The organism is Acidiplasma aeolicum, from assembly GCF_001402945.1.
Taxonomy (GTDB): Archaea; Thermoplasmatota; Thermoplasmata; order Thermoplasmatales; family Thermoplasmataceae; genus Acidiplasma; species Acidiplasma aeolicum.
Window position 1 is genome coordinate 1 of record NZ_LKBG01000222.1, and the last position, 13650, is coordinate 13650.

Here is a 13650-nt window from a genome sequence, read left to right on the forward strand (position 1 = left end):
CGGTTTATGTTGCAAGTTCCAATCTTGTTGGGGGCGATTTCACAGGTATAAGCACCGTTGCAGACCCAATAGGTGTTATAATAAACAGATGTGCTGAGGCACCGGATATAATATATTCTGATCTGGACATTAACAGAATAAGAAATGTTAGAAATAAAATGCCTGTTTTAGAACAGCGCAGGCCTGAACTTTACAGGCTAAGGTAAATTTATTTTATAAATCTAAATAATTTATCAGTTCCAGAGGATGAATTTGTATATGAAAGCCTTTCAAGTATAAACTTTAGCATGCTGAATTTATCAGGTATAATATCAAGGACATAATTCATTTCCTCCCTGCTTATTAATTTAAAAGCCTTTATTTCCAATAAATATATGCCAAATCCGGCAAGCATCAATAACAGTATATTTATTATACTGTATGAAAGATGGAACTGAAGGATAAATACAATGCTGAACATGATAATTGATGCGAACCATATCTTTAAGATTCTGGTCCTGTCAAAATTATTTATCTTGAATTTTCTGGCATAATGATAAACAATAATAAAGTTAACAGCATTCATTGATGAATAGGAAATTGCCGCGCCAAGGATGTTAAATCTTGGTATGAGTATTATGGATAACGCAATATTTGCGACAAGTGAAAGGGCAGATGAATATATAAAAATCCTTGTCTGCCTAACACTTGAAATCCCGGATGATAATACCACCGCACCTGCGAATAATGATGTTATGAACATAATTATCATCAGCGGTATATAACCTATTGAATACTGGTCACCTGCAAATACCACCAGAATCGGCCTTGAGAGTGCTGCAATGCCAAGTGCTGCAGGAACATATATTAAATAGCCTATATTTAGGAGCATTTTAATGCTATTTTTAAATCCATCAAGATTATTTAATGAAAAGAAAGACGATAATTTTGGTATTAAAAGATTGGATATTGGGAGAACCATAATTGATGCGGCTGAGGCCACAACAAGCGCAAAATTATAAATGCCGAGAAATCCAAGATTTATAAAATACGATACAACGATGCGGTCTATATATGTTGCACTTGTGTTCATAATCGATGCAAAGAATAATGGTATAGAATAAATTATTATATTCTTATAAGGCTCCCTGACAGCTTTTTCATTATTGACCTTTGGCATTTTAAAATAATTCCTGTAGACCATCATAATAAAGATTAATGCGTATATTGCATCTGTAAAGGCAATTCCATAGAGCAGGGATATTGTATTTTTAAGCAAAAATAGAAGCAGTAATGGGAAGAAATACAGGATGATATAATAAAAAGTATACATGATTGAATATTTTTTATACTGGTTTAAACCAAGCAGAACAGATGCAAATATATTTATTATTACTGACATTGATATTGCAATTCCGATGATTTTTACTGATTGTGCATATATTATATTATGAAAGAACAGTACTGCAACATAACCTGATATATAATAAACCGTAACAAAGGCAAGGATGGCAAGTCCAATTGCCATATATGTGGTCTTAACAATAATTTTTTTGATTGCCTGTGTATCATTTCTGGCAAGATGATATGATAAATAATGCTGAAGGCCGTTTCCAAGGCCAAAAATGAAAACAGCTGAGAGTATATTCATTATTGCATAGAGCAATGATATTGAACCAACAGTAAAAACCGGTAAAAGATGGGCGAGGGCAAAATAAAAGATGGCGGAGCCGAAAAACATGCTACCGACAGCCGAATACTGGAATACCAAACCCTGCCCAAATGATTCTGTTAAATCTGACAACATTAGCTGATATAAACTTTGTTTAAAAATTTATCTATTAAAATGTAACTATTTATATTATTTAAATGGTTAAAGATAAATTATATCTATCTTATGTATAAAATACAGATACAATTTTTAAATGCCTAAATTGGTGTATAATCATGGTTTTTGTCCGGCTTTTTTTTATGATAGGCCCTCATGCACACAACAATCTCGGTCATGTAATAATAAAATGATTTTTCATCCATAATTATTCTTCTGCAGGATAATGATGATGTTTTTACCATTTTAATATTTCTCGTCCTTGTTGATGCAAGAACATATAAAAGTGCCTTATAAACATCAGGCACCTTTTTATCTCCCCTTATTATTTTCTTATTTATTACAAAAAAATCACTTAAAATATCATCAACCTTTGTTATTCCAGGAAATATTAGATGTGTAAATTTAATAACAATGAGATCAAATGCATCCTTGATTGACCTTATTTTTCCGTTAATAAACCTGGAGCCTATAATAACATCATATCCAGAATCAATGTATTTAATCAGTTCTTTTATATTATTAATATCATTTTTATCATTTAACTTAATTATATAATCACTTTTTGCATGGGAAATCAGGTTTAATTCCTCTGTCCCGGTATATGGTGATTTTTTATTATATATCCTTATATTATCAGTGGTTTCTATTCTGTATTTTGTATTATTAAAAACCATAATTTCATTAACCGGTATGTTTTCATTCTTTATGTAATTTAAAATATTGTTTAAATTGCATCTAAATTTATCAGCATTATTAACTGTATAAACTATAGTGTATGATCTTATTTCTTTTTTTTTCAGTGTATCATTTACCATATTTTCAATATTTTTTTCTATAACACTGTAATTAAAAATTGATAATGCATTATTTTTAATCTGATTTCTTATGTTTATAAAATTATCACCATAAAAATTTTTTATTCTTTTTATTTCGTTTATATAGCTGATATAATTCCTTTTAACTATGCTCATATATTCCGTCATTGATTTTATGTATTCCAGTCCAGATATTTTGGGGGCTATTATATACAGTCCTGATGCAAGACCCTCAATTGAGGTAATGCTCAAGGATTCATATTTTGACAGATTAATCATAACATCCGATCTTGCCAGTATTTCTATTTTTGTATTTTCATCCACGAATCCATGGAATGTTACATTGTAATTTTTAAATTTCTTCCTTAATTTATTCATGTTTCCATAACCTATTATATCAAAATGTATATCCTTTGGAGCATGTTTGATAATTTTAAATAGGAGCTTTGAACCTTTATTTTTAGTAATTTTATTTAAGAACACAACGTTGAATCCATTATGTTCTTCAATTTTATATTTATTAAAATCTATATTATTCTGTGGTATTAAATAAATATCCTTGAAATTTTGATTTATGTAAAAATTTTTCTGATAAATATTCTGGGCCTGTACAGATATTTTGCCTGTTATGCCTGAGAATATCATTATGTTTAATATATATTTGATTAAATTTCCAAAAAATTTATGGTTATCCAGTATTTCAAAGTAGCTACCATGATTTGCCAGTATAACTGCAGGAGGCTTATCAAGCCTTGCAAATTTTTTAACGGCGTTTCTAAAGATAAAATTTGGTGTTACAAAATAATAGAGGTCATAACCCTTTATCTTTTCCCATATTTTGTTAAATGAGAATAGGCCTATAAATCCCATGCTGATTCCATTTGTTAATTTCATTAAATGCCTGTTTGAGAATATATCATCTGAAAAGGCATTCTCTATATAATTAAATTTAACGTTAACATTATTTTTCCTTATAAAGGGATATCCAGATCCCATCAATGTAACATCATAGCCCATTCTCATCAGTATTTCGGCTATCTGAACAGCGTTTCTCTCGCCTCCACCATCGTATTTCAGGTCAGCCGAACCAATAATAAGGGCTCTCATGAAAATAATCCTGTTAGTTATATATCTTATTATGATTAATATTTTGCTGTTTATTTTAATATTATAATTCTGAAATAATTTATTTTGTTTGTATAGATATTCATGTTAAATATAGGAATTAAAAATTAAACAGCAAGAATTTAATATACGATTTAATTAATATGGTAATGAAAGGCAGGTACAAATCATTGGCAGTAATAGCTCTGGTTTCATTATTAATATTTTCAATGGCAATTAATGTTTATAATGATAATTATGGTGAAAAAGCTACAGGTAATGTTACTGAGAGTTCCATAAATCCCTATGTGCTATACACATCTGAACCGGCGCCAATGGGAATATCTGCCATGGGTATTGGCCCTGGAAATACTCCATATTCATTAAAAACCTCTTCCTTTGAGGGCATTATAAATATAACTGATATAAAGACATACAATGCCAGCCTGCCTTCAGGTGAAAAAAACGACGCATCAATTCAATTAAACCTTCACCTTAACTTCAGCTCAGGTGGACATACCTATGATTACTGGATACAGAATGTTGCCATACTGTCCACGTCAAATAAAACACCTGGTGTAAGTATTTTAGATAATGTGTGGAACCAGACCACAAGGTATGCAAATATATACGGATCAACATTGAGTGGAAATGGAACTTTATATAATAGCAATGGCCAGCAGTTTTATATCGATGAACCCAGCATGTATATAACCACTGACAGTATAGGTCTTAGAGAGGTGTATAAAAATATTTCAGGATATCCAACAGTTTACATGGAATATAATACAGGAAGTGGATGGAATATTTATGATACTGTAAAATTTATATTCGCCAAAAATGCATCAAACGCAGATTTCATTGTACAGGGATACAGGTATACATCAAAGGGAAATCCATGTGATGCTGAATTAATTCTTGGAGGCCCGGGCAATGGTGCCAGCACAACGGATGTAAAATCAAACCTGACAATGCAGTTAAAATACTGGAATGGCCATAATTATCAGGCCATAGAAAATGCATACAATTTTGGGTCTGATACTGCTGAAACAATTTCAAATGCCAATTCCCAGATGGCCAAAAATTTTCCCGGGGTTCAAATAAGCAATGGAACCGGAAAATTAAAGATGATTTATAACCAGAATGAATTATCATATCTAAACATAACCGCAAAATACATTATTCAGGGATATGTTCTTGCAAATAATTATAAAACGAATTTTAGGAATTATGCTATGAACATCACGCTTATTCCTGGGGAATATAACATAAGCATATATTCTTTATATGGCCAGAAGATATCAAATTTTTCTGTCCAATTGGCTGCGAAACAAACTTATTATAAGGCAACGGAAAATGTTTATCCGGTAATTTTTAAAGCCATTGGATTAATTAATGGCACCCTCTGGTTTATAAATATGAATAAATTAAATTTAAGCTCAACAGATAATGAAATTGTATTTTATGAAAAAAATGGTACATACAATTATAATATTAGCGGACTGTTTGGTTATTCAATAAAAAACCAGACAGGCACCATAACTGTTCATGGAAACTTTAATTATGTAAACGTAAGCTTTCATGCAAATCCAATAATAAGAAGCATTGAAAAATACGCATTTTATTATATAATAGCACTTGCATTAATTGCAATTATTCTTATGGGAATTTCGGGCACAGGAAGGAAGGATAGTACTAAAATGTTCAAAGAATACAATATTAATAATGATGATGAAAATAATAATTTAAAGAGATAGTTATTTAAAAATCTATAATATATATTATGCGGAATTTAGAAATGTTTATTAGGCATTATTTTAATTATTAACAGTAATGGAAAACATGGACAAGATAGGCGAGGTAAGGGATTATCTCACCAGCAGTTTTGTGGGAAGAGAGGATGTTATTGACGGTGTGCTGGCCGGTCTCATATCAGGTGAGCCCACGCTTTTAATAGGCCCCCCTGGAACAGCAAAAACATCAATAATAGATACATTGAGCAAACTTGTGAATGCCAAATACTTTTATTACCTTCTGACAAAGTTTACTGAGCCTGAGGAGCTTTTGGGGCCAATTGATATAAACGCGCTTAAAGCCGGTGAGTATAAAAATATCACAAAGGGGAAGCTCCCTGATGCAAATATAATATTCCTGGATGAGATTTTTAAGGCAAGTTCAGCAATAAGAAACACGCTTCTGGACATAATGCTCAACAGGAGGCTTCCAAACGGCGATTCAATGCTTTCATTAAATATACTTGGTATATATTCGGCAAGCAATGAAATATCAAATGATGAGGAGGATATGGCACTGTATGACCGTTATCCAATAAAGGTATTCCATAAATATATCGAAAAAACTCTGATAACCGATTTGCTTGAACATGGCATAGATTTAATGCAGAAATCATCTTTAGGTAAAACCATACTGGACGTTGAGGATATCATTAAAATTCAGAATATGGTAATATCCAGATTGACTGAAATGAAGAATAAGGATAGGGCACTTATGGATAGATATACAGATGCATTGATTCAGCTGGAGGAAAACAATGTTCTTTTAAGCGATAGAAGAAAGATTAAGATGCTGAAAATAGCAGCCGCATTTAGCATCTTAATGAATTCCGGAAAAATATCGGGAAATGATATTGCCATGGCCATGAGATATTCGGCTGATTCTGAGGATGATCTTCCAAAAATAGAGGCTGCAATAATAGATTCAAAGCTTGAGAATAAATCAGAGATAATACAGAAGGCAAACACAATAATAGAGGAGACAAAATCCTTAATAGCCAGTACCGAGGAGTCAATTCACAAAAATTCACCTTATAATGAGGTTCTTGATAAATTAAATCTTTTAGAGATTTTCATAAAAAAGCTTGAGGAAATGAAAATAGATATTGGTTCGGATAATAATCCTTACCATAAGGAGGTAATTTATAAAATAAATTCAACACTTGATTTTGCCGGCAGCAAATACCAGAAGCTAAAGGGAAGGTAAATTTATATGGATCAGGATCTTATTTTTAGGAAAATAAATAGCAATATAATCGGAATTAATCCTGAGAGTAATGTTTACAAAACCACAAGGGAAAGAATAGTAAGATATGCGGGCAAGATGGATTTAACAGGTGAATTTAAGGAGGATTTAAAAACATCGGCAGCCGATATGTATTTCCTTTATTACTCAAATCTGGCATATGTTTCCAGTAATGAGAACAAAAGTCCATTCCTTGAGGGTGTTAGAAAAAAACTTGCATCCTATGTGCAATCCGATGAATTTTCAAAATTCAGGGCGTATTCAAAATTAAATGACAGGGTTTCAATGATATACAGCATTAATTTTTTGAAGGCCCTCAATGAGGAATCAAAAAAAGAAAGGCAGAAAAATGGCGATTCCACGGGAAAAAGTGCTTCCGAAATGGTTGACAGGGCCATGAAGGAATCCATGCAGAGGACTGAAAAGGCAAGGCAGCTTGAAAAACTCATGAAGAATGAAATACCCGGAGGAAGAAGGTCGGGTAATGATGACACTGACATAGATAGACTTATAGACCTCTCAGAAAGAATGATGTCTGTTCAGAATGCTGATAAAATTATAACAACCGCCAATAAGCTCATTGACATTATGCCCAAGTTCACAAGAAAAATGAGGGCGCGTTCCACTTCCGGTGAGCTTGGCGGCTATTATAAAACAAGAAATTTATCAAATGTTTTATCAAGGGAACTTGCAATGCCTGATGAGGTATTTTATTCAAAAATTCTTTATGGCTTCACTGGAAAGGAGAAGGTAATATTAAATGAGGGGGCATACTATGTGCTTCTTGATAAGAGTGGAAGCATGTATGAGGCCGACAAAATGGTTTGGTCCAGATCTGTTGCCCTGGCATTATTTAGATTATCCACAATAAAGCACAGAAAATATTTTTTCAGGTTTTTTGATAACAAACCACATGAAATGTACACAAGGCCATATGATATAGTAAACAATATACTTACTGTTGAGGCAAGCAAGGGAACATGCATAGAATGCGCCATACTAAGGGCAATTGATGATATTAAAAACAGCAAAATCCATGATTTAACAAGCACAATAATAGTGATTACAGATGGCGAGGATAAGGTGAATATAATGAATATAGCATCGGCCCTTGCAAAAACCAGCATAAAAATAATTACGGTAATGATTAATGGCTACAATGAGGGATTAAAAAAAATAAGTGAAAAATATTTAAATGCTGTTCTAACTGAACAGGGTGCATTAAATCTTTTAAATATAGCAAAATCATTTTAATTTTTTAAATACGGTACCAAGAACCTTAAGCATATTCATTAATGCCATTAAGCCTGCCGCTATCTCAGGATCCTTTAGCATTGACATCAATTTTAGTATTGATAATGGTTGTGCAGATGATGCACCGTCAACCATGGATTGTGCTATACCTGTTGAATTAAATGAAATTCCCTTAATAATATCTGACATTTCTGGATTTGAAAGCATATAAAGTAACGAAAATATTGTATTGCCAGATTTGGCAACGACATCCGTGAAATCTGGAGATGTAAATGATTTTGCAAAGAAGTCAAGATTATCAGGAATAACATTCTCTGTAATATAATCAAGAGCCTGAACAAGCCCTGCGCCTTTTAACTTCTCTATTAACCTTGAAAATGCATCAAGCACATCCTTATTCTTCTCAAGCTCTGACATAATCTTCTGCATATCTGTTTCATCCATGTAAATCACCCTATAATATACCCCTTAAAATTGACGAGAAGTATGTATCTGCTGATATATACTTCAGGAAATAATCTGAATGACTGGCAAAATTTAAAAATGGCTTTGATGAATAATCAAAGGATAATGTGAATGCGGTATGGTCAGTAAATACGGTTGAACAGCCCATGAAGCCATCAAAGGATGTTTCTGAATAATTTCCATTTATCTGTGAGGCAATTTTGGATGCAACATATGCTGCCATTGAATGCCCCATTGCCCCCACCTTCATTGGAAAATCAACAGCATCACCAACAACATAAACATTGTCATAGTCCCCGTAATTTAATTTTGTTTTATCAACTGTTACATAACCTGTATTTTCTGATAATCCAGATTTTATTAAAAATTCCTGACCCTTGTGCGGGGGTATTAAAACAAGCATATCATAATTCAATTTTTCACCAGATTCTGATGTTATTGTTTTCGATTTTCCATCAACAGTAACATTCTTAAATTTCGGTATGAAATTTATTTTATTTTCCTCAAATCCGGATCTAACAACGTCTGAAACATTTTTGAACGGTAGAACATCGTCCATGGGCATTATCAAGGTTATATCTGATTTATCCCTTAAACCCCTTGATTTTAAAATCTTATCGATGCCAAAGACAAATTCGGAAGGTGCCACAGGGCACTGGAAGGGAACGCTTGCAGGGCCAACCACAATTTTGCCACCGTTAAATGATTCCAGACCTTCCTTTAATTTTAAAACATTGTTTAAATCATAAAAATGATAGATACCATCATTATACCCCGGGACATCCTCCGGAACAAGCCGGTCTCCGGTGGCTATTACCAGGTAATCATATGATATGCTCTTGCCATTATCAAGGTCAACGTAATGATCATTCAAATTTATTTTGGTTGCAAGTGCCTTTATTCTATTTATTCCATAATTCAAAACAAAATCTGTCTTTTTAAATGTTTCTTTATAGTTTATTTCATTAAATGGTATTAAAACGCCGTCAGGCTTAAAATATGTGTATTCTGATTTGCCAACAACCGTAATATCCACATCGTTGTCTGTATGCATCCTCAATTTATTTGCTGTTATTATTCCAGCATTGGCATCACCCAAAATTAAAACCCTCTTCTGCACCATTCTTTTTATATAACACCCTTATATTAAAATTTTATTTAAATTAATTAAATTTGCACCAAAATAAATAAACATAAAAACAAATAGGAAAATAAAATTATCCTGTAATGGGAAAGGTTTATCTGGTTGGTACCGGCCCGGGTGATACGGGCTTGCTCACATTAAAGGCCCTAAAAATAATAAAGAGGGCGGATGCAGTTATTTACGATCACCTTATAAATCCAGAGGTTTTAAATCTTCTTAAGCCCGGATGCGAAAGAATATACGCTGGCAAAAAACCATATGTGTCGTCAATAAGGCAGAATGAAATTAACAAAATAATTCTGGATGCATCTAATAAATTTGATATTACTGTTAGGCTAAAGGGGGGTGACCCATTTCTTTTTGGCAGGGGAGGTGAGGAGGCAGAACTTCTCAAGGAAAACAATATAGACTTTGAGGTTATACCGGGTGTATCAGCATTAATAGCTGTTCCGGAGTATGCCGGAATACCTGTAACACACCGGGACGTTAGCCATGGAATAATAGCCGCCACAGGGCATAACGTTGAAAAATTAAATATACCATCACTTGGTGAAAATAAATCATCATACACCCTTATTATATTCATGGGCTCAAAACATATTAATGAAATAATAGATAAGTTACTTTTTCTTGGATACAGTGAAAATACAAAAATAGCTGTTATTGAAAATGGGACACATAAGGATCAGAGGGTCTTTACAGGAACATTAAAAACCATAAATTATGAGTACAGTGAGGACCCGGCTCTGATTGTAGTCGGAGATGTTGTTTCATACCATGAAAAATTTGGAAGAAAAAATAATAAATTTAAAAAAATGCTTATCTTTTATGAATTTAAAAAAATCAATGTTGATTATGAAAATTATGGCGTGAATATAATAAATTTTAGGATCAGTGATATTTTCATAAATAATGATGTAAAATTTAGATTTAATAGGAATCTGGTCATATCTGGCAATTATATAGGATACTTTATGAAACTAATTAAAAAAATGCATATTGACATAAGGAATTTTAATAGTATAATCACAGACGACCCGGAAGAACTTCATCGGGCAGGCATTTTTAATATCATAGATTTAAATAATTATAATATAAGTGATGATGATAATATTATAGGATTTAACCATAAAAATGAATTAAACATAATTAAAAAAACACTGATTAAAATTGATAATTACATAATAGATTTAATAAACAGTTCAGATTATATTGTCTTTGCAGATGGTACATTTTCATATTATGATATTATTAAAAAATATATTAAGAATCAAATAGTTTGTGCCTTTGGAATATCTGATAATATAAATGGAATTATGAAAATGAATAAAAAAGAGGATTTAATAAAATTGCTGGAGGCAGAAAAAATTGAATAAAATCAATGTTGTTGGTTCAATGCCCGGCTTTGGTCTTACTGATGTGGAAAAAATGATTATTGAAAATGCCGATGTTATTTTTGCAGGAACCAGAAATATTGAACTTTTAAACGTTAATAAAAAAATTGTTAGGCCAATAAAAAAACTAGACACTGCATTGGATGAAATTAAAGATGAGTTTAATAAGAATAAAAATATAGTTGTTATTGCCTCTGGAAATCCCTTATTTTATGGTATTGGTACAGCATTAATCAGGAATTTTGGCGCTGAATATATAAATATTGTTCCACACATTGGTTCCATTGATGTCGCATTATCAAAACTTAAAATTCCAATAAATACCGTACATGCAATAAGCGTGCATGGAAGACCTATTAAGGGCCTTGCACAGAGAATAAAACATTATAAAAGGGTTATAATTTTAACCGATAAAATAAACTCACCAGATAAAATAGCAGGTTATATGATTGAATATGGATTGACCAATTTTCGCTTTATAGTTCTTGAAAGGCTTGGATATAATGATGAGAAAATAAGATGTTTTAATATTAAAGATGCGCTCAACTCAAAATTCTCGGATCCAAATTTAATTTTTATTGATGAGATTGAAAATTTTTCACCAGATGATTTAAGTGATAAAAATTTTTCAATGATTAATGAGAATATCACAAAGGAGGAGATAAGGCATATCTCTGTTTCAAAAATGGCAGTTAAAAATGGTGATATTATATGGGATATAGGGTCAGGGACAGGATCTGTATCAATAGAGGCATGCCGGTATAATTATGATGGTGGCATATACTGCATAGAAAAAAATAGCATGGCCTGCAATAATATAGAAAAAAATATGAAGAAATTTTCATGCGATTTAAACATTATAAATGGGGAGGCTCCTGACGCACTTTACAATCTTCCAGATCCAGATATTGTATTCATTGGTGGTTCCGGAGGGAAAATCGCTGAAATTCTTGATTATTCATATAAGAGACTGAAAAAAAATGGGAGAATTGTAGTAAATACTGTTTTAATAGGCAATTTAAACAAAATTATTTCATACCTTAATAGTAATAAAATAGGGTATGATCTTACCCAGGCGCTTATAAATAGAAACCACACAATTAAAAATGATATGATGCTTAAACCTGTGGACCCTGTATTTATATTAACGGCGGTGAAAAAATGAATGAATTATATGTTGTTGGCCTTGGGCCGGGAGACCCGGATTTAATAACAGTAAAGGGATATAAAATACTAATGGATGCAGATTTAATCTATTATCCATACACATCTTTTAAATACGCAGAGAATATTCTAATATCCCTGGGCATTGACAAAAAGAAAATGCAACCCCTTGAATTTCCGATAAGATCCTTGGATTTATTAAAAAAAATAAGGGAAAATGCATGCCGGATAAAAAATTCACTTGAGTTTTATGATAGTGTTGTCTACGCTGTTGAGGGTGATCCGATGCTTTACAGCACATTCCTTGATTTATACAGGTATCTGGACTGTAAGGTTAGGTTCATACCGGGGATTAGCTCAATAAATGCTGCCGCCGCGATATTTGGAATTCCCATGGCAGAAAAAGATGAGATATTTACAATAATTCCGGCAGTTAATGATTATGAATACATGAAAAAAATGATAATGGGGACAAAAAATGGGGCAATAATAAAGGCCATTGGGGCAAAGGATGTATTAAAAAAATTACTGGATGATGAGCATTTGAAAAAGTATTATATTATGGAAAATGTATCCCTAAAATCCCAGAAAATATATAATAATATAAATGATATAGACTCATATATGGCACTGGTGATTTTAAAATGATTCATATAATAGGCGCGGGTCCAGGAGACCCGGATTTAATAACAGTTAAGGCTGCAAGAATTATAGAAAAAACGGATGTCATTTTATATGCCGATTCACTTGTAAATCCTGATATTTTAAAGAATGCGTCCACAGATAGAATATATGGAACCTCCGGCATGAACATAAATGAAATTAATGAAATTATTCAGAAGTTTTATAATGAGGGCATGGACATAACAGTAATACACAGCGGTGATCCGTCAATATACGGTGCAATTAACGATGTAACGTCATTTATGTTAAAAAATAACATGAATTATGAAATAGTCCCAGGCATTTCATCACTTTTTGCCGCTGCAGCAGCAATGGGCATGGAATTAACGTCCCCTGGAAGCACACAGACAATAATTATTACCAGGGTGCCGAGGCGTACTGAAAAATTTGAATCCGAGGATCTTTCTGTTATGGCCAGGCATGGAGCCACCATTGGCATTTTTTTAAGTGCATCAAATGCCGGTGCGGTAACAAAAAAACTTCTTGATGCAGGGTATTCCCCGGATGACCGGGTTATAATAGCATACAGAATTTCATGGCCAGATCAAAAAATAATAGAAACAACCGTAAATGATCTTGAAAAGACGTTGTTTGAGAATAGAATAAACAGACAGGCATTAATACTTACCGGTGGTGTATTTACACATAATAGTGATGTTAAATCATTTCTTTATAACCCAAATTTTGTTCATTTATTCAGAAATAATAAAAATAAGGTACAGTAATTACCATTTTTAGGATATATTTTAAAAAAATTTGTAAATATTATAAAAAAGA

At 32.4% G+C, this 13650-nt stretch carries 11 protein-coding genes and 1 pseudogene; 8 read left to right on the top strand and 4 right to left on the bottom strand.

Annotated features, from left to right (window positions below; all coding sequences use genetic code 11):
• Positions 1 to 206 (top strand): annotated as a pseudogene (locus tag AOG54_RS09935) (carbon-nitrogen hydrolase family protein); the annotation flags it as partial.
• A 2-nt stretch (positions 207 to 208) separates the two neighbouring features.
• On the opposite strand, the gene AOG54_RS05015 reads toward AOG54_RS09935, so the two are convergent.
• Positions 209 to 1783 carry an oligosaccharide flippase family protein gene (locus AOG54_RS05015; protein WP_236689059.1) on the bottom strand — a complete coding sequence of 525 codons (1575 nt, stop codon included), beginning with the start codon at positions 1781 to 1783 and terminating at the stop codon, positions 209 to 211.
• A gap of 125 nt (positions 1784 to 1908) precedes the next feature.
• Entirely contained in the window at positions 1909 to 3732 is a 1824-nt protein-coding gene (locus tag AOG54_RS05020) for a glycosyltransferase (RefSeq protein ID WP_055032502.1), read from the bottom strand.
• Positions 3733 to 3899: 167 nt separating this feature from the next.
• Here AOG54_RS05020 and AOG54_RS05025 point away from each other — a divergent pair, with 167 nt between their 5' ends.
• The 3 genes from AOG54_RS05025 (at position 3900) to AOG54_RS05035 (ending at position 8022) form a co-directional block, all read left to right on the top strand.
• The gene (locus AOG54_RS05025) at positions 3900 to 5486 is read left to right on the top strand and encodes a thermopsin (RefSeq protein WP_162200868.1); all 1587 of its coding nucleotides are present in this window, start codon (positions 3900 to 3902) and stop codon (positions 5484 to 5486) included.
• Between the two features lie 85 nt (positions 5487 to 5571).
• On the top strand, positions 5572 to 6729 hold the full coding sequence (locus AOG54_RS05030) for an AAA family ATPase (protein ID WP_236689001.1): 1158 nt from the start codon (positions 5572 to 5574) through the stop codon (positions 6727 to 6729).
• A gap of 6 nt (positions 6730 to 6735) precedes the next feature.
• On the top strand, positions 6736 to 8022 hold the full coding sequence (locus tag AOG54_RS05035; protein ID WP_055032503.1) for a vWA domain-containing protein: 1287 nt from the start codon (positions 6736 to 6738) through the stop codon (positions 8020 to 8022).
• Here AOG54_RS05035 and AOG54_RS05040 read toward each other — a convergent pair.
• Entirely contained in the window at positions 8014 to 8466 is a 453-nt protein-coding gene (locus tag AOG54_RS05040) for a DUF1641 domain-containing protein (RefSeq protein WP_156324216.1), read from the bottom strand. The genes AOG54_RS05035 and AOG54_RS05040 overlap by 9 nt on opposite strands.
• Before the next feature lie 10 nt (positions 8467 to 8476).
• The gene (locus AOG54_RS05045; RefSeq protein ID WP_048102263.1) at positions 8477 to 9610 is read right to left on the bottom strand and encodes an NAD(P)/FAD-dependent oxidoreductase; all 1134 of its coding nucleotides are present in this window, start codon (positions 9608 to 9610) and stop codon (positions 8477 to 8479) included.
• 104 nt (positions 9611 to 9714) lie between these two features.
• On the opposite strand from AOG54_RS05045, the gene cobA reads away from it, so the two are divergent.
• The 4 genes from cobA to cobM are packed head-to-tail and all read left to right on the top strand — an operon-like array spanning position 9715 to position 13598.
• A complete protein-coding gene (gene cobA / locus AOG54_RS09520) occupies positions 9715 to 11007 on the top strand; it encodes a uroporphyrinogen-III C-methyltransferase (protein WP_084779438.1) in 1293 nt (430 codons plus the stop codon).
• On the top strand, positions 11000 to 12190 hold the full coding sequence (gene cbiE, locus AOG54_RS05055) for a precorrin-6y C5,15-methyltransferase (decarboxylating) subunit CbiE (RefSeq protein WP_054963761.1): 1191 nt from the start codon (positions 11000 to 11002) through the stop codon (positions 12188 to 12190). Before cobA ends, cbiE begins: the two co-directional genes overlap by 8 nt.
• The gene (locus tag AOG54_RS05060) at positions 12187 to 12837 is read left to right on the top strand and encodes a precorrin-2 C(20)-methyltransferase (RefSeq protein ID WP_052656846.1); all 651 of its coding nucleotides are present in this window, start codon (positions 12187 to 12189) and stop codon (positions 12835 to 12837) included. The genes cbiE and AOG54_RS05060 overlap by 4 nt, the downstream gene beginning before the upstream one ends.
• Positions 12834 to 13598 (top strand): precorrin-4 C(11)-methyltransferase, encoded by a 765-nt coding sequence (gene cobM, locus AOG54_RS05065; protein WP_084795505.1) that lies wholly within the window; start codon positions 12834 to 12836, stop codon positions 13596 to 13598. Before AOG54_RS05060 ends, cobM begins: the two co-directional genes overlap by 4 nt.
• Positions 13599 to 13650: the final 52 nt, after the last annotated feature.